Source organism: Pseudomonas alkylphenolica, assembly GCF_000746525.1.
GTDB classification, from domain to species: domain Bacteria; phylum Pseudomonadota; class Gammaproteobacteria; order Pseudomonadales; family Pseudomonadaceae; genus Aquipseudomonas; species Aquipseudomonas alkylphenolica.
Map to the genome: position 1 here is coordinate 668,727 of NZ_CP009048.1, position 20,318 is coordinate 689,044.

20 protein-coding genes and 2 pseudogenes are annotated in these 20,318 nt (G+C 58.9%); 10 read left to right on the forward strand and 12 right to left on the reverse strand.

The genetic code is table 11. The features are described from left to right. Positions 1–44 precede the first annotated feature (44 nt). Positions 45–374: a hypothetical protein gene (locus PSAKL28_RS03140; RefSeq protein WP_038606415.1), complete on the reverse strand. Its 330-nt coding sequence runs from the start codon at positions 372–374 to the stop codon at positions 45–47. 285 nt (positions 375–659) lie between these two features. On the opposite strand from PSAKL28_RS03140, the gene PSAKL28_RS03145 reads away from it, so the two are divergent. The 3 genes from PSAKL28_RS03145 to PSAKL28_RS03150 are packed head-to-tail and all read left to right on the forward strand — an operon-like array spanning position 660 to position 3,072. Then, on the forward strand, positions 660–884 hold the full coding sequence (locus tag PSAKL28_RS03145; protein WP_038606417.1) for a helix-turn-helix transcriptional regulator: 225 nt from the start codon (positions 660–662) through the stop codon (positions 882–884). Continuing rightward, on the forward strand, positions 884–2,350 hold the full coding sequence (locus PSAKL28_RS26670; protein ID WP_075226428.1) for a YfjI family protein: 1,467 nt from the start codon (positions 884–886) through the stop codon (positions 2,348–2,350). Before PSAKL28_RS03145 ends, PSAKL28_RS26670 begins: the two co-directional genes overlap by 1 nt. Then, positions 2,347–3,072, forward strand: a complete 726-nt coding sequence (locus PSAKL28_RS03150) for a hypothetical protein (protein WP_157686996.1) — start codon at positions 2,347–2,349, stop codon at positions 3,070–3,072. Before PSAKL28_RS26670 ends, PSAKL28_RS03150 begins: the two co-directional genes overlap by 4 nt. Before the next feature lie 253 nt (positions 3,073–3,325). On the opposite strand, the gene PSAKL28_RS03155 is transcribed toward PSAKL28_RS03150, so the two are convergent. Both PSAKL28_RS03155 and PSAKL28_RS03160 read right to left on the reverse strand, forming a co-directional pair. Then, a complete protein-coding gene (locus PSAKL28_RS03155; RefSeq protein ID WP_038616207.1) occupies positions 3,326–4,531 on the reverse strand; it encodes a tyrosine-type recombinase/integrase in 1,206 nt (401 codons plus the stop codon). A gap of 389 nt (positions 4,532–4,920) precedes the next feature. Further along, complete coding sequence (locus PSAKL28_RS03160) at positions 4,921–5,631, reverse strand: LexA family transcriptional regulator (RefSeq protein WP_038606422.1); 711 nt, start codon at positions 5,629–5,631, stop codon at positions 4,921–4,923. A 408-nt stretch (positions 5,632–6,039) separates the two neighbouring features. Between PSAKL28_RS03160 and PSAKL28_RS03165 the strand changes: the two genes are divergently transcribed. Then, entirely contained in the window at positions 6,040–6,300 is a 261-nt protein-coding gene (locus PSAKL28_RS03165) for a hypothetical protein (RefSeq protein ID WP_038606424.1), read from the forward strand. Beyond that, entirely contained in the window at positions 6,297–6,560 is a 264-nt protein-coding gene (locus PSAKL28_RS03170; RefSeq protein ID WP_038606426.1) for a DUF3077 domain-containing protein, read from the forward strand. Before PSAKL28_RS03165 ends, PSAKL28_RS03170 begins: the two co-directional genes overlap by 4 nt. A gap of 154 nt (positions 6,561–6,714) precedes the next feature. On the opposite strand, the gene ppa is transcribed toward PSAKL28_RS03170, so the two are convergent. From ppa to exaC, 8 genes are all read right to left on the reverse strand, one after another. Then, positions 6,715–7,242 carry an inorganic diphosphatase gene (ppa, locus tag PSAKL28_RS03175; RefSeq protein WP_007933577.1) on the reverse strand — a complete coding sequence of 176 codons (528 nt, stop codon included), beginning with the start codon at positions 7,240–7,242 and terminating at the stop codon, positions 6,715–6,717. A 91-nt stretch (positions 7,243–7,333) separates the two neighbouring features. After that, positions 7,334–8,149, reverse strand: coding sequence for a M90 family metallopeptidase (locus tag PSAKL28_RS03180; protein ID WP_038606427.1), 816 nt, complete (start codon positions 8,147–8,149; stop codon positions 7,334–7,336). 9 nt (positions 8,150–8,158) lie between these two features. Then, on the reverse strand, positions 8,159–8,806 hold the full coding sequence (locus PSAKL28_RS03185) for a DedA family protein (RefSeq protein WP_038606428.1): 648 nt from the start codon (positions 8,804–8,806) through the stop codon (positions 8,159–8,161). Positions 8,807–9,076: 270 nt separating this feature from the next. Beyond that, entirely contained in the window at positions 9,077–9,535 is a 459-nt protein-coding gene (locus PSAKL28_RS03190; protein WP_038606430.1) for a GNAT family N-acetyltransferase, read from the reverse strand. Positions 9,536–9,639: 104 nt separating this feature from the next. Next, entirely contained in the window at positions 9,640–10,464 is an 825-nt protein-coding gene (eutC, locus tag PSAKL28_RS03195) for an ethanolamine ammonia-lyase subunit EutC (protein WP_038606433.1), read from the reverse strand. An 11-nt stretch (positions 10,465–10,475) separates the two neighbouring features. Beyond that, positions 10,476–11,870, reverse strand: coding sequence for an ethanolamine ammonia-lyase subunit EutB (locus PSAKL28_RS03200; protein ID WP_038606436.1), 1,395 nt, complete (start codon positions 11,868–11,870; stop codon positions 10,476–10,478). Positions 11,871–11,921: 51 nt separating this feature from the next. Next, complete coding sequence (eat, locus tag PSAKL28_RS03205) at positions 11,922–13,370, reverse strand: ethanolamine permease (protein WP_038606438.1); 1,449 nt, start codon at positions 13,368–13,370, stop codon at positions 11,922–11,924. Between the two features lie 109 nt (positions 13,371–13,479). Further along, complete coding sequence (exaC, locus tag PSAKL28_RS03210; protein WP_038606443.1) at positions 13,480–15,000, reverse strand: acetaldehyde dehydrogenase ExaC; 1,521 nt, start codon at positions 14,998–15,000, stop codon at positions 13,480–13,482. Between the two features lie 268 nt (positions 15,001–15,268). Between exaC and PSAKL28_RS03215 the strand changes: the two are divergent. From PSAKL28_RS03215 to PSAKL28_RS03230, 5 genes and pseudogenes are all read left to right on the forward strand, one after another. After that, positions 15,269–16,988, forward strand: a pseudogene (locus tag PSAKL28_RS03215) (sigma-54-dependent Fis family transcriptional regulator); the annotation flags it as partial. A 71-nt stretch (positions 16,989–17,059) separates the two neighbouring features. Then, positions 17,060–17,206, forward strand: a pseudogene (locus PSAKL28_RS28450) (helix-turn-helix domain-containing protein); the annotation flags it as partial. A 66-nt stretch (positions 17,207–17,272) separates the two neighbouring features. Continuing rightward, a complete protein-coding gene (gene mpl / locus PSAKL28_RS03220) occupies positions 17,273–18,622 on the forward strand; it encodes a UDP-N-acetylmuramate:L-alanyl-gamma-D-glutamyl-meso-diaminopimelate ligase (protein WP_038606449.1) in 1,350 nt (449 codons plus the stop codon). Continuing rightward, positions 18,619–19,248 (forward strand): flavin prenyltransferase UbiX, encoded by a 630-nt coding sequence (gene ubiX, locus PSAKL28_RS03225; RefSeq protein WP_038606451.1) that lies wholly within the window; start codon positions 18,619–18,621, stop codon positions 19,246–19,248. The genes mpl and ubiX overlap by 4 nt, the downstream gene beginning before the upstream one ends. Beyond that, the gene (locus PSAKL28_RS03230; RefSeq protein WP_038606454.1) at positions 19,245–19,532 is read left to right on the forward strand and encodes a YceK/YidQ family lipoprotein; all 288 of its coding nucleotides are present in this window, start codon (positions 19,245–19,247) and stop codon (positions 19,530–19,532) included. Before ubiX ends, PSAKL28_RS03230 begins: the two co-directional genes overlap by 4 nt. A gap of 121 nt (positions 19,533–19,653) precedes the next feature. On the opposite strand, the gene PSAKL28_RS03235 is transcribed toward PSAKL28_RS03230, so the two are convergent. Then, positions 19,654–20,295, reverse strand: coding sequence for an oxidoreductase (locus tag PSAKL28_RS03235; RefSeq protein ID WP_038606457.1), 642 nt, complete (start codon positions 20,293–20,295; stop codon positions 19,654–19,656). Between the last annotated feature and the right edge of the window lie 23 nt (positions 20,296–20,318).

The following is a 20,318-nucleotide window of genomic DNA, read 5'->3' on the forward strand; positions in this document are numbered from 1 at the left end:
GCGCAGCACCATCCGGACGTCATAAATGAGAGTGAGGTAATGGATTAAGCAGGCAGATTGAAGCGGTGGCCGCAGAGCAGGCAGAGGTTGTGGGCCAGGACGTGGCGATCGAGCGACTCACCCAGTTGGGCGCCGAGTGCGCAGCCGCCAACACCGCCGGCAAGGCCGCCGAGGATGGCCCCTGAAACCGAGCCGAGACTGATACCGACCGGTCCGGCGATAGCGCCAATCAGCGCACCAGCCTGCCCACCAGCCAGTGCAGCACTGACGCCACGAGCAACACCGCCAACGGTCCCGATGGCCGCGCCGACTTTCATGGCGTGATGGAAAGAAGCGACTTTGGGGGAATGACAGCGAGGGCACTGCAATGACATGGGGCGAACCTCCTTGATGATGTAGTCAAGGAAGTTATGTGTGGCCGAAAAAATAACGAATGGAATTTTCATGCAGGGTGGACGCCGCTACGGCCGCTACTTTTGCTACAGCGGTAGCAGCTTTAGCAGGTAGCGGAGGGCTGTTGTTTAGAAAAAATGTCGTGAGTCGTCATTCTCGAAATCTCAGTCATGTCAAGGCAACCGCTTAAAATAATATCTGTTTAGTGGTTTGGCTGTTTCTATTTCACCTACCAGATACCGTTGAGGCGTCTAAGGGAGGGTCTTATGCAAATAGATAGTTTTGAGGATGAACTTCGAGTAATCCGTATTAGTCGGCTTCAGGTCATGCTGGGGCTCAGTAGGTCGACTATATATGAGCGAATCAAACCAGGTTCAAAATGGTTTGATTCGGATTTTCCTAAGCCGTTCAAGATCGGAAGCTTCGCAGTCGGATGGGATCTGCGGGAGATAAGAGCATTTATTGAACTGAAAAAACAGGAAGGACGCTGATGCATGGTGAGAGGCCGGCGCGGCAGCCGTCATGGAATAGGACTCCACCGGGACCAAAGGAGGCATCAAGTAAACATATTGCATCGGATACTGTTCCGGATTTACCGTTCGAGGTTTTTTCTGAAGCAGTTGATGAGGTGCAGAGAAACATAAAATCCCCAAAGGAACTGGCTGTTTGCTCTGCGTTGGCGATGATGTCATTAGCTTGTCAGGGTCTATATGACGTTAGGTCTCCTCTAGGTAATGTTTGCCCGTTATCGCTTGCTATCATGGCGATTGCCGGCTCTGGAAGTGGAAAGTCACCGACGCTTCGTGCGTTGTCCGCAAGTGTATTTAAATATCAAGAAGCGCTCCTTGTGGAGCGCGGTCTTGAGTTGATTAAGTATAAATCTTTGCATGCTGTTTGGCTCGAGATTTTAAAAGCACATAAATCTAAATTAAGAAGGTGCGTGAAACGAGGTGAAGACACTGAAGAAGTTGCTAGATTGATCTGTGAGCATCAAGATAAAGAGCCAAGTCCACCATTGAGCTTGTTGTTTCTCAACGATGATGTGACAGTCCAGGCTTTGTTTCAAACTATGAATGGGGGCTTGTCGTCGGCAGGATGGATCTCCAGCGAGGCGTCAGGGATTCTGAAAGGAGGAGCGTTTCAACATTTCGATAAAATCAATTCAGTCTGGAGTGGGGATGGTGTGCGGGTGGGGCGTGTTTCAAGTGAGTCCTATCAGGTGCTCGATGCGAGACTTGTCCTTTGCTTAATGATCCAGCCTAGTGTTTTTGAGTCATTCAACGAGATCAAGGGAGATGCTGCAAGAGGTACGGGTCTTACTTCTCGTTTTTTATTTTGCCGGCCTAAGTCCACTCAAGGCTCTAGAATTACAGATGGATCTGAGCAGCGATGGGACGCTTGTGAGAGGTTTGGAAATAAGGCAGTCGCTCTTCTGAAAGAATATGTTGGTGATCGTCGTCTTGGCAAGTGTACTCGAAAAGTGATTCGATTGTCGGAGCGCGCTAGTGAGATCTGGAACAATACCCGAAATCAGATAGAAAAAGAAATTTCGGAAGACGGGGTTTATGGGTGGGCGCCAGATCATGCATCAAAACTTGCAGAAAATATGATTAGATTGGCTGCTATATTTCATATATTTGAGGGTCGCGAGGGGGATGTTTCTGAGGCGACGATGAGGGCGTCAATTGAGCTTGGTTATTGGTTTTCACGTCAGTTTAATAAAGTATTCAGCCCTGATACCATGCTAGAAAACGATGCAAGTGAGCTCCACGCTTGGATTAGGTCGAATTATGATAAAAAAGGTGAAAGGCGAGTTGATAAAACCTATATTAGACGTCATTGTCCAAATAGACTTAGAGATTCAGATAGGCTGGAGGATATATACGAAAAGCTTGCCTGTGATGGGTTGATTCGTCTTGTGCAAGAAGGTAAAAAAGGAGTTGTGATTCTTAATTGAAAATGGATGAGGTTTTTATGGGTGCGCACAATTCAGTTGCGGAAGTTGAAGGTGCAGGGGCTTATGTTGCGCTGTCAAAGTTGCGAGCAATGTTGCGGTTTTCGCTTAGAAAATATTGGCCAAAGGAGTCGTTCAATCTTTATAGAAAGCATGTTTCTCGATTTGTGGAAAAGCAGGGGGTTATTTCTGAGAGGGATATTTTGAAATGCTGGCTAAGGGAGGGTGATGCTCGTGGTACGGTAGAGTTGAAAGAAAGATTTTTCTATGCGGTTCTTTATTATGAAGCGGCGGTGTCGAGGCTTACGGAGGGGCGCCCTGACGCTTCGGCAATACTGGCTATGAGATCTGCATTAGAGATTGGCAGATTCGATGGGATGCAGAATTTTATGTCTGTAGTGAATTTGGCTTATAATGGACGGGTTTTGGGGGCTAAGGTTGGAAAAAAGATTAGAGAAGATATTTATGAAATGTTAGCTGAATTGTTAGTGCCTGGCCCGGTCAATCCATGGCGTAGTTATGCTGAGGCCGCTAATACGCTTTCTGAGGCGCTTTCAGAATATGTGGACAGGAATTGGATTTTATTAGACTTGGATGTTTACGAATTTATTATTACAAGTATAGAGAAAAAAGGTAAGGTTCGAGATCACTATTTTCGACATGCGTTAAAGGGGCGAGATGTATCTTGTCCTAATTGCGCTGAGGTGTTTCGTGTTGAGCCCTAACTATCGGTAATGAAAAGATGGACTCTGGATGCCGGCCCTGAGTCGGCATGAATTTATAGAAGTATTGGGTTCGCCACGCTTTGATAGCTTTACGCGATCTTGTCTGTCTCCCTAGAGATTTCAAATTTTCTCAGATTATGATTTAGAGCTGCATCTGCAATGTGTCACTCGGTGGGTTTTGCCGCCTTGAGGCGCCTTGCTTTGTGCGCTAATTGCATATTTTGAGGCGGCGACCTCTAGATGAACTTGATATTCAGGTTGTTGGCGGGGGTGTCGTAAATATGCTCCAGTCATTCATAAGTAAGCGCCTCTTATCCAGAAAGTCCGAGCGAGAATATGCACCTTCAGTCTGATCACGCTCGTCATGTGCTAGCGCCATTTCACAGACCTCCCGTGGGTAATGGGTACATTCACCAGCCCAATCACGAAATGAAGACCGAAACCCATGACGAGTGATGTGTTTGTAACCCATGTCATGCAGTAGGGTTCGTATAGCGTTTGCGTGCATTACCCCTGTCTTGCCTTGGCCTGGGAAGAGAAAGGGATTTCCCTCATTTCGCGGGATGCTCTTCACCAGCTCTACGACTTCCTTGGCAAGCGGAATTACGAAAGCTACTCGCATCTTCATTCGCTCATCTGGCAGGGACCAAGTTCCAGCCTCTAGGTCGAACTCATCCCAACGAGCGAACCTAACCATGTGGGCGCGTGCGCTGGTCATGATCAGCAGTTGAGCGGCCCAGGACGGGGGAGTGGAATTTGCCCTGAGCTTTATCATCAGTTCCGGCACTTCCTGCCAGCGCAATGCTTCAAAGTGCTCACGCTTCCGAGCTTTCCTCTTTTCAGAGCGGCTCAACAGATTGTCTAAGTGCCCGCGCCAGCGAGCGGGGTTCTCACCCTGTCGCAGGTTGCGTGCCTTGGCCGCGTCCAGGACCTGTTCTATTTGCCCACGCACCTCGTCAGCGGTTCTAGTCTTGGTGGCCCAGATGGGTTGCAACACCTTAAGCACTTCGGGAGTGCCGATGTCTTCGGCTGACAGCTTGCCTATGTGATCAAACGCATACAGCTCTAGCTTTCGCAGCCATCCCTTACGCCATTTCTCCGACCACGACGAGCCGTGCGCATCGCGGTATTCCGCTGCCAAAGTCTCGAACTTCAGCTGCTTGGCTTCACTTGCACGCTGGGCTTCCCTTTGAGCGGCGCGCTCTATGTCCCTGGCTGCCAGGGGGTCAATGCCATCACTCAGTTGGCTGCGTTTAGCGCTGGCGTCTTGTCTGGCCTTCTTGAGACTCACCTCAGGAAATGAGCCCAGCCCCATCTCTCTACGACGGCCCGCCAGTTGGAATCGAAGCAGCCAGGATTTACGCCCGGTAGATTTGACGACCAAGCGAAGCCCATCACCATCTTCATAGGTGCCGGGTTCGGTCAGATTTTCGACTTGTTTCGGATTCAGCTTACCCATTGGATTTTCCCTGTCGCCCGTTTTGTCCCCCCACCTGTCCCCCCACTTCATCGTCGGATGAGGTCGAATGGCTTTGAACGCCATCGGACAGGGGAATGCTTGAAACCCCCGGAATAGCTACGCTATCAGGAAGATTCTTGGATGGGGTAGGATTATTTCGGACAATTAAAAAGCCGGCTTGTGGCCGGCTTCTAGGGGACGGTCTTGGCTAATTTATGGTAAGCCGCAACCGCCTTAAAATCGTTGCTCCGGCGCTGGGGCCGGGAGGTGGCGACAGGCAGTGTGTGCCGCGCCAGGCCCGCTGGCGTGCTATGCAGCCGGGGCGAAATGTGCGGCGTAGCATACTGGCTATCGCGCCGGATGCCCAGCAAAAAATCACCCGCAGCCGCTCAAACCGGGCGGCTGTCGCGCAAATGCCCCCACCAGAACACCCAGCCCAGCACGCTCAGCTTCTGGTTTTTGAGCTGCGCCGGGCTGTAGGTTTCGGTGGGGTGTTCGTCGCTGTCGTGGCTGTGCAGGCGCAAGGTGCCGTTGGCGCGCTGGCTGAGGCTGTGGATGCGCAAGCGGCCGTTGTGCAGCAGGGCGTAGAGCTCGCCTTCGACGATGTGTTTCAGGCCACAGTCGATGGCCAGGGTGCTGCCGCGTGGCAGCAACGGGCTCATGTTGCTCGCAGGCATGCTCACGCACAGCGCCACGTCCGGGTCGATACCGAGGGTGTCGAAGATGCGCACGGGCAAGCGCAGGTGGCGGTCGGGGATGGGTCTGAGCTGCCGGGATTGCATGCTGTAGAACGGCAGCCGGATGTCATCAGTGGTGCTGGCGGCGAGCAGGCTCGGTTCCGCCGGCTCTGTACCCGGTTTGCGTAGTGCGGTGTTCAGGCGCGGCAAGGGGTTGGGGTGTTTGGGACCTTCGCCGGTTCGCAGCCATTTGCTGCGTACACACAGCAACTCGGCGATTTCGTCGAGTCGGGCCAGGGGTACGCCGCGTTTGAACCAGTTGTTGACGTGCTGCGGCGTGACCCTGCGCTGGGCGGCAAAGTCGGAAGGCGAGAGGCTGCACTCGTGCAGCAGGGTTTTGAGTCGATCACCGGAGGTATTCATGAGTCCCGAGTCTAGAGGGCTTGCACAGCCCGGGCTATAAACGCGAGGTTCATTTTTAAGGCGGGAAAAAGCCTGGTTTTACAGGCAATGCCTAGGACTGCGTAGGAGGTTTCTTGTCGAAAAAATTCACTTCGGATTGCGTTCGGAACTATCCTACGCGCGCTGCCGCCTTTTCGCTGTTGTTGGAAAGATGCATCAGGGCTAATTTCCTCAGGTCGTCTTTTTTGACGACCGGGCGTGAGAAACCCGATGACATTAGAGCAGTCATGTTATGGCGGCTGTGCGCGGGCAGACTTCGGTCTGGCCGAGTTTCCTATGTCCTCGGTTTCTCACCCCGCGTACAGCTGCCACCCTAATCTTGTGAGAAGGATTGAGGTGGAAGCTCCTGAATCGACTGGGAGTTAAGCCATGAAAAAAATCGTTCCCGACCCACCGCTTTCACTTTTATCCAGCCCCTACTTCTCCATCCACAGCGATCTCATCCCCCCTGACTCCCTGGCCTTCGCCAGCGAACTCCTGCGTGGCATTCACGAAACCACCGACGAATTCTGCCGCGCCCACGCCAATGAACCCGGCCAGGGCATGCTGGTGAATGTGCTGCATTCGGCCGAGATGGCCAGGGCGCTGGTCGAGCATGCGCTGAGCAAGCTGCAAGGAGTCAAGCCATGAGCAAGGAGACTGGCAAGACGGTAGGTGTGGTGGATTTCATCCGCAGCGAGCAATCGCCCACGGGGCTGTTTCGTATTGCGCCGGGCGTGCCGTGTGATTACGCGCTGGAGCAGGCTTCAACCGTGCTCGGTTGTGTGCACAAGCTGATCCAGGCGGGGCTGCTGGATGAAGACGGCGAGATGATGTGGGCTGCTTATTTTCTGTGCGAATTCGCCAAGTCGATTGTTGATGATGTGGGGTTGGGGATGCAGAAGGCTTGACCCCTCCGGTGGGAGCGGCGGTGCGACGATTCGACTTGCCCCGCGATGCGATGTGGCTGACGGTTAGCTATCGCGGGGCAAGCCCGCTCCCACCGGGTGAGCTGCTTCTGAAACAAAAAGCCCCGCATGAGCGGGGCTTTTTGCTGAGGGTTACTTAGCCTTTGTAGGCAGCAACCGACTTGGTGATCGCAGCGCGAGCGGCGTCAGCGCCGTCCCAGCCTTCGATCTTGACCCACTTGCCCTTCTCCAGATCCTTGTAGTTGGCGAAGAAGTGCTCGATCTGCTGGATCAGCAGGGCCGGCAGGTCGGTGTATTCTTTGACGTCAACGTACAGCTGCGACAGTTTGTCGTGCGGTACGGCGATGACTTTGGCGTCGCCGCCGCCGTCGTCGGTCATGTTCAGGATGCCGACCGGACGGGCGCGGATAACCGAGCCTGGGGCAACCGGGTACGGGGTAACAACCAGCACGTCCAGCGGATCACCGTCGTCGGCCAGGGTGTTAGGGATGTAACCGTAGTTGGCCGGGTAGAACATCGGAGTGGCCATGAAACGGTCAACGAACAGGCAATCGCTGTCCTTGTCGATCTCGTACTTGATCGGGGCGTGGTTGGCTGGAATCTCGATGGCGACGTAGATGTCGTTCGGCAGGTCTTTGCCAGCCGGAATCTTGCTGTAGCTCATTGGGCAGTGCCCCCATGTTTGGCCAAAAATTGGTCGCGATTATAGGCACATTCCGCACTGCTTGCCACGTTCGCCCTGATGTCCGGCAGCGTCAGTCCTGCGCCTGCCGGTAATGCGGGTGGTTGTGCTGTAAATGCTGCAGGCGTGCCAGCGGATCCTGGCGGTAAAAACCGCGCAGTTGCTGGTACACCGCGGGGTAGGCGTCGTTGAGCAGGTCGGGGGCGCTGAAGAAGTATTCGCTGGTAACGGCGAAAAATTCTGCCGGGTTTTCCGCTGCGTAAGGGTCGATGGCGGTCTCGGCGTCCGGGTCGCGGTCGAGTTGGCGGTTGAGGTCATCAAAGGCCTCTTGCATGGCCTTGGCCCAGTCGCCGACGCGCATATCGTTGTGCAGTGGCGGCAGGCCGTTGGCGTCGCCATTGAGCATGTCGAGCTTGTGCGCCAGTTCGTGGATGACCAGGTTGTAGCCTTCCCAGCCGCCGCTGGCCAGCACGCCAGGCCAGGCGAGGATCACCGGGCCTTGTTGCCAGGCTTCGCCACTGTGCTCACCGTTCCATTCATGTTCCACGCCGCTGGCGTCGCGGTGGCGCTGGGGGCTGAGAAAATCGTCGGGATATAGCACGATTTCGTGGAAGCCCTGGTACCAGTTCAGATCGCCCAGATGCAGCAGCGGCAACTGGGCCTGGGCGGCGAGAAACAGCCGTTGCTCGCCGTCCAGCTCAACGCCGGGCAGGGCGCTCAGGTGTTTGTCGTGCAGGAACAGTACGCAGGCTTCGCGCAGCCAGTGGTCTTCGTCGGCACTCAGGCCATCGAGCATCGGCAGGCGCTCGCGAACCCGCTGCCAACGCTGCGGGTCGATGGGGTGACGTGCCAGGGTGCGGCGACGGCGCCAAGCGCTCAGTGACCACATGGCCAGGGCTTACTGAACCTTGGCGGTGCGGTGCATACGGCTGCGCACCACACCAATGATCATCGGTACCAGCGACAGCAGGATGATCGCGACGATCATCAGCGACAGGTTCTGTTTGATGAACGGTACGTTGCCGAAGAAGTAGCCGAGGGTCACCAGGCCACCGACCCAGAGTACGGTGCCGGCGACGCTGAAACCGAGGAAACGTGGGTACTGCATTTTCGCAATGCCGGCGACGAACGGTGCAAAGGTGCGCAGGATCGGCAGGAAGCGCGCAAGGGTGACGGTTTTGCCGCCATGGCGCTCGTAGAAGTCGTGGGTCTGCTGCAGGTAGTCGCGACGGAAGATCTTCGAATTGGGATTGCGGAACAGCCGTTCTCCGGCTGTTCGGCCGACTACATAGTTAGTGCTGTCGCCGAGGATCGCTGCCGCCATCAGCAGGCCAGCGAGCAGCACCGGGTCCATGCCACCGCCAGCGGCAACCGCGCCGGCGATGAACAACAGGGAATCACCCGGCAGGAACGGCATGACCACCAGTCCGGTTTCGCAGAAAATCACCAGGAACAGGATCGCGTAGATCCACGGGCCATAGTTGTTGACCAGCAAATCGAGGTAGGCGTCGAGATGCAGAATGAGGTCCAGCGGGTTGAAGTCCATGTACAGCACCTGTGTTCTTTGAACCCGGTCGGGGCCTGCGATGACGGGCAGTGCGAATGCATTCAACCGCTACCCGAGTGATGGGTAAAGTTTCACACATTTTGAGGAGGCGCATTATACGGCGGCGACAAGATTGTGCCTGCGCAGTTTGTAGCGGCGGATTTCCAAGGAAGGGAAGGTTGATGCTCTTATCTCGGTGGGAGCGGGCTTGCCCCGCGATTGCGGAGTGTCAGCCACATTGCATCGCGGGGCAAGCCCGCTCCCGCCGGGTTAGTCCGAGTTGATCGGCAGGATGTAGCTTTTGAACTCGTTGTCTTCACGAAAACCCATGGACTCGTAGGTCTTCATCGCCACTTCATTGTTGTTGCTGGTGGAGACCCGCAGGCGTACGGCGTTGGTCGCTTTGGCCATTTTCTTGGCTTCACGCATCAGGTGGTCGGCGACCAGCATGCGTCGGGAATCTTCGGCGACATAAATGTCGTTGAGGATCCACACACGCTTGAGCGATAGCGACGAGAAGCTCGGGTAGAGCTGGCAGAAGCCCATCAGCTTGTTGTCGTCATCGTCCGCCAGGGCGAGGTAAATGATCGATTCACCGCGCTCCAGGCGTTTCTCCAGAAACGAGCGGGAAGAGTCCGGGTATGGCAACTGGCCATAGAACTCTCGGTATTTGACGAACAGCGGGGCAAGCAGGTCCAGGTGTTCGAGGGTGGCTTTGATGATCCGCATAAGCAGGCCTCAGGGTCCATGGGAGTGTGCGGCAAATTGCCGGCCGCCTTGGCAGATGCTGCCTGAAGATAATTAGAAAGCGCAATCTACGAAATGTTTGCACCTCAGGGTTTGCTTAACAGGAAGTTTCCTTTGTTTGGCGTGCCGGCGTCTGCCTCCAGCGTATGTACCTGCGCCTCATCCTTGAGGTTGACCCCGGACAACTGCCGTCGGCACGCCTCGCGCATCAGGTACAACAGGCGGTGGGCGGCCATGCCGTAGCTGAGGCCTTCGAGGCGCACGTTGGATATGCAATTGCGGTAAGCATCGGTCAGGCCGACTTTGGGGTTGTAGGTGAAGTACAGGCCGAGGCTGTCGGGGGAGCTCAGGCCCGGGCGTTCACCGATCAGGATTACGGTCATTTTCGCCCCGAGCAGCTCGCCCACTTCGTCGGCCACCGCCACGCGGCCCTGTTCCACCAGGACCACTGGTGAGGTTGACCAGCCATCAGCCGCAGACTGTTCTTCAAACCGGGTCAGAAACGGCAGGGTATGGCGGTGCACCGCCAGGGCCGAGAGGCCGTCGGCGACCACGATGGCCAGGTCGACGCCGCCAGGGTTGGCCTGCGCGTGTTCGCGCAGCAGTTGTGCTGAATCCGGGTGCAGGCGCCGCCCCAGGTCGGGGCGTTGCAGGTAACTGTCGCGGTCGGCGGCGGCGCTGTGCAGCAGCAGGCTGTCGCGCTGGCGCTCATTCAACTGGCTGCGCAGCCCCTGGTGATCAAAGGCCAGGTGCACGGCGTCGCGGGCCTGGGCATGGGCGAACTGAAAATCCAGCTGGGCGCCGGTCGGCAGGCTGGTGCCGGTGCGGCCGAGGGCGATGCGCGCCGGGGTCAGGCGGCGCAGCTCCAGCCAGGGGTTGGCGCTGTTGTCATGCTGTGGGGTGTTGTCCATGGTCGCCTCGCTTATCCCAGTTGGGCCAGGGCCTGGCGGAAAGCCGGGGGCAGGTTGTCACCGAAACGCACCCGGCCATCGGCCTGGGTGAAGATGCCCATGCGCGCCAGCCAGGCTTCGAACTCCGGCGCCGGTTTCAGGCCGAGGGTCTGGCGCGCATACAGCGCGTCGTGGAACGAGGTGGTCTGGTAGTTGAGCATGATGTCGTCGGAACCGGGGATGCCCATGATGAAGTTGATCCCGGCAACGCCGAGCAGGGTCAGGAGCGTGTCCATGTCGTCCTGGTCGGCTTCGGCATGGTTGGTGTAGCAGATGTCACAGCCCATGGGCACGCCGAGCAGCTTGCCGCAGAAGTGGTCTTCCAGCCCGGCACGGATGATCTGCTTGCCGTTGTACAGGTACTCCGGGCCGATGAAACCGACCACGGTGTTGACCAGAAACGGCTTGAAGTGGCGGGCCACGGCATAGGCGCGGGTTTCGCAGGTCTGTTGGTCGACGCCATGGTGGGCATTGGCCGACAGGGCGCTGCCCTGACCGGTTTCGAAGTACATCAGGTTCTGCCCGAGGGTACCGCGATTGAGGCTCAGGCCGGCGTCGTAGCCCTCTTTAAGGACATTGAGGTTGATGCCGAAGCTGGCGTTGGCCGCTTCGGTACCGGCAATTGATTGGAATACCAGGTCCAGCGGCACGCCGCGGTTGATCGCTTCGATCGAGGTGGTCACGTGGGTCAGCACGCAGGCCTGGGTGGGGATGTCGTAGCGCTGGATGATGGCGTCGAGCATTTCCAGCAGGGCGCAGATCGAGGCGATGCTGTCGGTGGCCGGGTTGATGCCGATCATGGCGTCGCCATTGCCGAACAGCAGGCCGTCGAGGATGCTCGCAGCGATCCCGGCCGGTTCGTCGGTCGGGTGGTTGGGTTGCAGGCGGGTCGACAGGCGTCCGCGCAGGCCCATGGTGCCGCGAAAGCGGGTGACCACGCGGATCTTCTGTGCCACCAGCACCAGGTCCTGCACGCGCATGATCTTCGACACGGCGGCGGCCATCTCCGGGGTCAGCCCGGGCGCCAGGGCGCGCAGGCTGGCTTCATCGGCCTGATCGCTGAGCAGCCAGTCGCGCAGGCCGCCGACGGTCAGGTGGCTGACCGCGGCAAAGGCACTGGCATCGTGGGTGTCGATGATCAGGCGGGTGACTTCGTCTTCTTCGTAAGGGATCAGTGCTTCGCTGAGGAAGTGTTTGAGCGGGATGTCAGCGAGGGCCATTTGTGCAGCAACCCGTTCACCATCGTTGCTTGCCGCAACGCCAGCGAGAAAATCACCCGAGCGCGCCGGGCTGGCCTTGGCCATCACTTCTTTAAGGCTTTCAAAGCGGTAGGTCTGCTGACCTGCCGTGTGTACAAAACTTGCCATACAGACTCTCCAGAACGCCGCAGGCCTGACCTGCGGCGCAGATAGCGTTGATCAGTGCAGGGCCTGTTCGGCCTTCTGGATCGCGGCGAATTCCTCTTCCGGTGTTCCGGCTACCAGGTGGTGCCGGCTGTAGAACGCAAAGTAGGCAATCAGTACGCCATAGATGATCGCAGCGCCAACCACTACCCGAGGGTCAACCAGGAAGCCGGCGACCACGGCGATGCAGGCCAGCACCAGCGCCACACCTGAAGTGAAGATCCCGCCCGGGGTACGGTAGGGGCGCTCCATTTTAGGGCGTTTGATCCGCAGGGTGATGTGCGCGGCCATCATCAGTACATAAGACAGCGTAGCGCCGAACACCGCAACCAGGATCAGCAGGTCGCCCTGGCCGGTCAGCGACAGGCCGAAACCGATGATCCCGGGGATCACCAGTGCCAGGACCGGCGCCTTGCTCTTGTTGGTTTCCGAAAGCTTGCGCGGCAAGTAGCCAGCACGCGACAAGGCGAAGATCTGCCGCGAGTAGGCGTAGATGATCGAGAAGAAGCTGGCGATCAGGCCGGCCAGGCCCACCAGGTTGACGAAGCTGCCCATCCAGGTCGAGCCGCCGTAGGCTTTGGCCAGCGCTTCGACCAGCGGGTTGCCCGAGCTTTTCAACGCTTCGGCACCGGCGCCGCCGGGGCCGACCACGAGAATCAGCAGGGCGAAGGCCAGCAGCACCAGCATGGCGCCGATCAGGCCGCGAGGCAGGTCGCGCTTGGGATTCTTGGTTTCTTCAGCGGCCAGCGGTACGCCTTCGACGGCGAGGAAGAACCAGATTGCGTAAGGAATTGCCGCCCACACGCCGACATAACCGAACGGCAGGAAGCTGCTGGCGCCAACGGCGTCGGTCTGGGCGATGTCGAACAGGTTGTTCACATCAAAGTGCGGCACCATGGCCACCAGGAACACGCCCAGGGCTATGGCGGCCACGGCGGTGATGATGAACATCAGCTTCAGTGCTTCACCGACGCCGAAGATGTGGATGCCGATAAAGATGATGTAGAAGGCCAGGTAGATCATCCAGCCGCCAATACCGAACAGCGACTGACAGTACGCGCCGATGAACACGGCAATGGCTGCCGGGGCGATGGCGTATTCGATCAGGATCGCCGTGCCGGTGAGGAATCCGCCCCAGGGGCCGAACGCGCTACGGGCAAAGCCGTAGCCGCCACCGGCGGTGGGGATCATCGAGGACAACTCGGCGAGGGAAAAACACATGCACAGGTACATGGTCGCCATCAGCAACGTGGCGAGGAACATCCCGCCCCAGCCACCCTGGGCCAGGCCGAAGTTCCAGCCGGCATAGTCGCCGGAAATCACATAGGCAACGCCGAGGCCGACCAGCAGTACCCAGCCTGCTGCGCCCTTTTTCAGTTCACGTTGTTGGAAATAGTCGGTGCCGACTTTTTCAAAGTCGACAGAAGAGCCTGCCGGCACACTGCCGGAGTGATCGCTTGGCATAGGGTTCACCTGTTTTTTTTATCGTGACCGGCGGATGCCGATGTCTCTGGTGATGGTCTTGCAGGAAGCGAGCCAGAGCGGCCCCGGGTGGGGCCGCGCTGTTTGTGGGTTAGAAGAAGCCCAGCGGATTGATGTCGTAGCTGACCAGCAGGTTTTTGGTCTGCTGGTAGTGGTCGAGCATCATCTTGTGGGTTTCACGACCGACGCCGGACTTTTTGTAGCCACCGAACGCGGCGTGAGCCGGGTACAGGTGGTAGCAGTTGGTCCATACGCGGCCCGCCTTGATGCCGCGGCCCATGCGGTAGGCGCGGTTGATGTCGCGGGTCCAGACGCCGGCACCAAGACCGAACTCGGTGTCGTTGGCGATGGCCAGTGCTTCGGCTTCGTCCTTGAAGGTGGTGACGCTCACCACCGGGCCGAAGATTTCTTCCTGGAACACGCGCATCTGGTTGGTGCCCTTGAGCAGGGTCGGCTGGATGTAGTAACCGGTCGACAGGCTGCCTTCGAGTTTTTCCACCTTGCCGCCGGTGAGCAGCTCGGCGCCTTCTTTCTCGGCGATTTCCAGGTACGAGAGGATTTTGTCGAACTGCTGCTCGGAGGCCTGGGCGCCGACCATGGTGTCGGTGTCCAGCGGGTCGCCGCGCTTGATCTGTTTGATCTTCTTCATCACCTCTTGCATGAACGCCGGGTAGATCGACTCCTGCACCAGTGCCCGTGATGGGCAGGTGCACACTTCACCCTGGTTGAAGAAGGCCAGTACCAGGCCTTCGGCGGCTTTCTCGATGAAGGCAGGTTCGGCCTGCATGATGTCTTCGAAGAAGATGTTCGGTGATTTGCCGCCCAGTTCCACGGTCGACGGGATGATGTTCTCGGCGGCACATTTCATGATGTGCGAGCCCACCGGGGTGGAGCCGGTGAAGGCGATCTTGGCGATGCGCTTGCTGGTGGCCAGGGCTTCACCGGCCTCGCGGCCATAACCTTGCACCACGTTGAGTACGCCAGGTGGCAGCAGGTCGCCGATCAGTTCCATCAGTACGGTGATGCCCAGCGGGGTCTGTTCGGCCGGCTTGAGTACCACGCAGTTGCCGGCTGCCAGGGCTGGTGCGAGTTTCCACGCGGCCATCAGGATCGGGAAGTTCCACGGGATGATCTGCCCGACCACGCCCAGTGGTTCATGGAGGTGATAGGCCACAGTGTTGCCGTCGATTTCTGCAGCACCGCCTTCCTGGGCGCGTATGCAGCCTGCGAAGTAGCGGAAGTGGTCGGCGGCGAGTGGGATGTCGGCGTTAAGGGTTTCGCGAATGGCCTTGCCGTTATCCCAGGTTTCGGTGATGGCTAGCAGCTCGAGGTTCTGTTCGATGCGGTCGGCGATTTTCAGCAGGACCAGCGAGCGCGCCTGCGCCGAGGTCGAGCCCCAGGCGTCAGCGGCGGCATGGGCGGCGTCCAGGGCCTTTTCAATGTCTTCGGCGCTGGAACGCGGGAATTCGGCAATCAGTTGGCCGTTCACCGGTGAGGTGTTTTCGAAGTACTGCCCTTTGACTGGAGCTACGAACTCGCCACCGATGTAGTTGCCATAGCGGCTCTTGAAGGAAACCTTGGCGCCTTCGGTACCGGGATGTGCGTAACGCATGGTGTGTCTCCTGGCTATTGTGTTTGTTGGGGAGGATATCTAAAGCATAGAGCAAGGCTCGGGCCACTGTTGTCGGGCCTAGTAAAATCAAGGGTTTGCAGGGTTTTGCCGGAAGGCGGAAGGTGGTGGTGTAGCAGCGTCGGTACAGCGTGGGTGACACTTTGTACCGCTAATGGCACAGGCCGTGACCCAACGGTCAAGCCAGCATTGCAATGCGTGGACGGGTGGGGGATGCTGGGCCGATCTCATCTGCGGAGAACAATAAAAAGTGCAGAACAATCACCTCAGCCGGCACGCCCGGCAAGTGCTCACGGTGACTCAGGGCAAGGCACAGATGCACGGGCCGGGCAGCGACCCTTCGATTGCCCGCTCATGGTTGCGCTGCCTGGAGGATTACCACCTGGACCCGGCCCAGAGCATCGCGCCGACTGTGCTTGAGCATGGCCGCGTGCTGGAGAGCCGCGAGCGTCTGCAACAGGTGCTGCAGATTGCCGGCAATGAGATGAACAGCCTGCACCAGCAGTTGTCCGGCGCCGGGCACGCGGTGTTGCTGACCGATGCCCGTGGGGTGATCCTCAATTGCGTCACCGCACCGACCGAACGGCGGGTGTTCGAGCGTGCGGGACTGTGGCTGGGCGCCGACTGGAGCGAGGCCCGCGAGGGCACCAACGGTATCGGCACATGCCTGGTCGAGCGGCAGGCGCTGACCATCCATCAAGACGAACACTTTCGTGGCAGGCACACCGGCCTGACCTGTTCGGCCAGTCCGGTGTTCGATCCGCACGGCGAGCTGCTGGCGGTGCTCGATGTGTCTTCGGCGCGCCCGGACGTGTCGCGCCAGAGCCAGTTTCACACCATGGCCCTGGTCAATCTCTCGGCGAAGATGATCGAGAGCTGCTATTTCCTGCGCTACTTCGAGAACCAGTGGCTGCTGCGTTTTCACCTGCAGGCCGAATCGGTCGGTTTGTTCAGCGAAGGTTTGCTGGCCTTCGATGGCGACGGGCGAATCTGCGCGGTCAACCAGAGTGCCTTGAACCTGCTTGGCACTATTCGTGGCGGTGCGTTGGGCAAGCCGGTGGAGATGTTTTTCGACTGTGCCCTGGATGAGTTGTTCAGCCGTGCCACTACCCATGCCAGTGCCAGTTGGCCACTGCGTACCCGCGATGGCCGCTTGCTGTTTGCCAGTTTGCGGGGGCAGGTGCGCCAGCCGGTGCAGCCTTCGTTGCCAACGCCAGCCCCTGCCGCCAAGGTGGAAAAGACGGGGTCAATCTGCCTGCTGGATCCTGCGCTGCAGAACGATTTTCGTCGTGCCGTGCGGGTATTCGAACGTGATGTGCCGTTGTTGATCAATGGTGAAACCGGCAGTGGCAAGGAGGCCTTTGCCAAGGCCGTGCACCAGGCCAGCCAGCGCCGCGACCGGGCGTTTGTCGCCTTGAACTGCGCCTCGATTCCGGAAAGCCTGATCGAGAGCGAGCTGTTCGGTTATCGCGGTGGCAGCTTTACCGGTGCGCGCAAGGAGGGCATGCGCGGCAAGTTGCAGCAGGCTGATGGCGGCACCTTGTTGCTGGATGAAATCGGTGACATGCCCCTGGCCCTGCAGACCCGTCTGTTGCGGGTGCTGGAAGATCGCATGGTGGTGCCGATCGGTGGCGAGCCGCAGGCGGTCAACGTGCGCATCATCAGTGCCACCCACCGCAACCTGCTGGAGCGGGTAGAGGATGGCAGCTTCCGTGAAGACCTTTATTACCGGCTCAATGGTCTGGAGATCGAGTTGCCGGCCTTGCGTGAGCGTAGTGACAAGTCGCAGCTGCTTGATTTTATTCTGGCTGAGGAGGCGGGCGAGCAGTCAGTAACGCTGGAGCCCTCGGCACGCCAGGCCTTGCTCGATTTCGCCTGGCCAGGGAACGTACGGCAGTTGCGTAATGTGTTGCGCACGTTGGTGGCGCTTTGTGATGAGGGCGCAATCAGCTTCAGAGATTTGCCGAGCATTGTGGGAGCGGGCTTGCCCCGCGATAGCGGTCTGTCTGAACCAACGCCTCGCGGGGCAAGCCCGCTCCCACCGTTGGAGGATGCCGAGCGCAGTGCATTGCTTGCAGCCTTGGAACAACAACGCTGGCACATGACCCATGTAGCAGCCCAGTTAGGCGTCAGCCGCAATACCTTGTATCGAAAACTTCGCAAACACGGTATCGCCCGGAGCCTTTGAGCGAAACACAGGATGCGAATTCCTGCGCCCTGGGCTACCCTGCCTCGACGTTTTGCGAGGTCGATAATGCATATTCATATTCTTGGTATCTGCGGCACTTTCATGGGTTCTCTGGCGGTGCTGGCCAAAGAGCTCGGGCATCGGGTCACCGGCTCCGACGCCAATGTCTATCCGCCCATGAGCACCCAGCTTGAGGCCCAGGGCATCGAGCTGACCCAGGGTTATGACGCCGCCCAACTGGACCCGGCCCCCGACCTGGTGGTGATCGGCAACGCCCTGTCGCGGGGTAATCCTGCGGTTGAGTACGTGCTCAACAAGGGCCTGCCCTACGTATCGGGTCCGCAATGGCTGGCTGACCACGTACTGCAAGGCCGCTGGGTGCTGGCAGTTGCCGGTACCCACGGCAAAACCACCACCAGCAGCATGCTGGCCTGGGTGCTGGAGCATGCCGGCATGAGCCCGGGCTTCCTGATCGGTGGTGTGCCGCAGAACTTCTCGGTGTCGGCACGTTTGGGCGGCACGCCGTTCTTCGTGGTCGAGGCCGATGAATACGACAGTGCCTTCTTCGACAAACGCTCGAAGTTCGTGCACTACCGTCCGCGAACCGCGATCCTCAACAACCTTGAGTTCGATCACGCCGATATCTTCCCGGACCTGGCTGCCATCGAGCGGCAGTTCCACCACCTGGTGCGGACGATTCCGAGCGAAGGCCTGGTGATTCATCCGACTACCGAGCCGGCCCTGGAGCGGGTGATCAAGATGGGTTGCTGGACCCCGGTGCAGACCACCGGTGAAGGCGGACAGTGGCAGGTCAATCTGCTCAGCGCCGACGGCTCGCGCTTTGAAGTCAGCTTTGAAGGCGAAACCCAGGGTGTGGTCGAGTGGGAGCTGACCGGTCAGCACAACGTCGCCAACGCTTTGGCGACCCTGGCTGCAGCCCGCCATGTTGGCGTGGTGCCGGCCATGGGTATCGCTGCGCTGAGCGCGTTCAAAAGCGTCAAACGGCGTATGGAAAAAGTCGCTGAAGTGCAGGGCGTGACGATCTATGACGACTTCGCCCATCACCCGACTGCGATTGCCACCACCCTCGACGGCCTGCGTAAGCGCATCGGCGATGCACCGCTGATCGCGGTGATCGAGCCACGCTCCAACTCGATGAAGCTGGGCGCCCACCGTGATGGCTTGCCAGAAAGCGTTAACGACGCCGATCAGGTGATTTGGTACGCGCCGCCGAACCTTGGTTGGGACCTGGCCGCCACCGCCGCCGAATGCAAGGTGCCGTCGGTGGTCGCCGACAGCCTTGAAGCGATTATCGAACGGGTCAAGAGCCAGGCTACGCCGGGCACCCAGGTGGTGATCATGAGCAACGGCGGCTTTGGCGGGCTGCACGGCAAACTGGCCGAGGCGCTGAAATGAGCGGGCCGGAACGCATCACCCTGGCGATGACCGGGGCCTCGGGGGCGCAGTATGGTCTGCGCCTGCTCGATTGTCTGGTGCGCGAAGACCGTGAGGTGCATTTCCTGATCTCCAAGGCGGCGCAACTGGTGATGTCGACCGAGACCGATGTGGTGCTTCCGGCCAAACCTCAGGCGATGCAGGCCTTCCTGACCGAGTACACCGGCGCTGCCGCCGGGCAGATTCGCGTGTATGGCAAGGAAGACTGGATGTCGCCGGTAGCCTCTGGCTCCGGCGCGCCTGCGGCGATGGTGGTGGTGCCGTGTTCCACCGGTACGCTCTCGGCCATTGCCACCGGGGCCTGTAACAACCTGATCGAGCGTGCTGCGGATGTCACCCTTAAGGAGCGTCGGCAACTGGTTCTGGTGCCGCGTGAGGCGCCGTTTTCCAGTATTCATCTGGAGAACATGCTCAAGTTGTCGAACATGGGCGCGGTGATCCTGCCGGCGGCACCTGGGTTCTACCATCAGCCCCAGACCATCGACGACTTGATCGACTTTGTCGTGGCGCGGATTCTCAATGTGCTGAATATTCCCCAGGACATGCTGCCGCGTTGGGGCGAGCATCACTTCGGCGCCGATGAATGAAGCGACTGCTTGGCTTAGGCCTGCTGGTTTTACTGGTTAGCGGTTGTGCCACCGTGCGCACGCTGGATGCGGCCAAGCCGGGGGCGCCGTTGGTGTATAGCGGCACGCGTCTGGATTTGTACGCACTGCAGGGTGGTTGCTGCGCCATAGACCGTTTCGGTGCCGAAGCGCCGCACTACCCTGGGCTGGATCTGCCGGGTAGCGCGTTGCTGGATACCTTGTTGTTGCCCTTGTCGGTGTTGACCGCATTGGGGATTGGGTTTCAGGCGACTGGCGGGTTGTAACTGCCGGAGCGGATTGTAGGAGCGGATTCATCCGCGATGGACTGCAGAGCAGTCCCAATTTTTGGGGCCGCGCTGCGCCCCTTCGCGGCGGTCCGGCGTCCCGGTGAATCCGCTCCTACAATTATTTCCCGAGCTTGCGCAATTCATCAGACTCGACAATACGAATGCCATCCTGTTCTTCCAGCGCCAGACGCCACAGCGCCCGGGCCAGCTGACAGGCCTCGATGCCGCGGTACTTGCCGGGAATCAGTTTCGACAGAGGGCCGGCAATCTGTTCGACCAGGCGTGGTTCCTCTCGGTCACCGAGCAGCAGGGAAGGTCGGGCAATGGTCAGTTGCGGCCAATCCTGGGCCCTCAGCGCGTATTCCATCTCACCTTTGACCCGGTTGTAGAAGATCGGCGATCTGCGGTCGGCGCCCATGGCACTGACCACCAGCAGATGGCGTGCCCCCATCTCCCGGGCGCGCTTGCCAAAGGCCACGACCATGTCCAGGTCGACAGCGCGGAAGGCCGGCTCGGAACCAGCCTGTTTGATCGTGGTACCCAGGCAGCAGAAGGCGATATCGACGCGACCGGCCAGCTGCGGCAGGAACAGCGCCGGATCGCCGACCGGGTTTTCCAGATGCGGGTGTTTAGCCAACGGGCGGCGGGTAGGGGCCAATACTCGGCTGACAGTCGGCTCGCTGAGCAGCCGATCGAGTAAATGTTCACCGGTGAGACCGGTGGCTCCGGCAAGCAGGATATGCTGAGGCGTCAAGTACATGATGTCTCTCCCTTGATACAGTC

Bases quoted from the DNA above. Each gene is read 5' to 3' on its own strand.
- PSAKL28_RS03230 (WP_038606454.1), top strand. From the start codon at position 19,245: ATGAAGCGACTGCTTGGCTTAGGCCTGCTGGTTTTACTGGTTAGCGGT.
- PSAKL28_RS03155 (WP_038616207.1), bottom strand. From the start codon at position 4,531: ATGGGTAAGCTGAATCCGAAACAAGTCGAAAATCTGACCGAACCCGGC.
- PSAKL28_RS03160 (WP_038606422.1), bottom strand. From the start codon at position 5,631: ATGAATACCTCCGGTGATCGACTCAAAACCCTGCTGCACGAGTGCAGC.
- PSAKL28_RS03165 (WP_038606424.1), top strand. From the start codon at position 6,040: ATGAAAAAAATCGTTCCCGACCCACCGCTTTCACTTTTATCCAGCCCC.
- exaC (WP_038606443.1), bottom strand. From the start codon at position 15,000: ATGCGTTACGCACATCCCGGTACCGAAGGCGCCAAGGTTTCCTTCAAG.
- PSAKL28_RS26670 (WP_075226428.1), top strand. From the start codon at position 884: ATGCATGGTGAGAGGCCGGCGCGGCAGCCGTCATGGAATAGGACTCCA.
- PSAKL28_RS03145 (WP_038606417.1), top strand. From the start codon at position 660: ATGCAAATAGATAGTTTTGAGGATGAACTTCGAGTAATCCGTATTAGT.
- PSAKL28_RS03200 (WP_038606436.1), bottom strand. From the start codon at position 11,870: ATGGCAAGTTTTGTACACACGGCAGGTCAGCAGACCTACCGCTTTGAA.
- PSAKL28_RS03180 (WP_038606427.1), bottom strand. From the start codon at position 8,149: ATGTGGTCACTGAGCGCTTGGCGCCGTCGCCGCACCCTGGCACGTCAC.
- PSAKL28_RS03140 (WP_038606415.1), bottom strand. From the start codon at position 374: ATGTCATTGCAGTGCCCTCGCTGTCATTCCCCCAAAGTCGCTTCTTTC.
- PSAKL28_RS03170 (WP_038606426.1), top strand. From the start codon at position 6,297: ATGAGCAAGGAGACTGGCAAGACGGTAGGTGTGGTGGATTTCATCCGC.
- mpl (WP_038606449.1), top strand. From the start codon at position 17,273: ATGCATATTCATATTCTTGGTATCTGCGGCACTTTCATGGGTTCTCTG.
- ppa (WP_007933577.1), bottom strand. From the start codon at position 7,242: ATGAGCTACAGCAAGATTCCGGCTGGCAAAGACCTGCCGAACGACATC.
- eat (WP_038606438.1), bottom strand. From the start codon at position 13,370: ATGCCAAGCGATCACTCCGGCAGTGTGCCGGCAGGCTCTTCTGTCGAC.
- PSAKL28_RS03185 (WP_038606428.1), bottom strand. From the start codon at position 8,806: ATGGACTTCAACCCGCTGGACCTCATTCTGCATCTCGACGCCTACCTC.
- PSAKL28_RS03190 (WP_038606430.1), bottom strand. From the start codon at position 9,535: ATGCGGATCATCAAAGCCACCCTCGAACACCTGGACCTGCTTGCCCCG.
- ubiX (WP_038606451.1), top strand. From the start codon at position 18,619: ATGAGCGGGCCGGAACGCATCACCCTGGCGATGACCGGGGCCTCGGGG.
- PSAKL28_RS03235 (WP_038606457.1), bottom strand. From the start codon at position 20,295: ATGTACTTGACGCCTCAGCATATCCTGCTTGCCGGAGCCACCGGTCTC.
- eutC (WP_038606433.1), bottom strand. From the start codon at position 10,464: ATGGACAACACCCCACAGCATGACAACAGCGCCAACCCCTGGCTGGAG.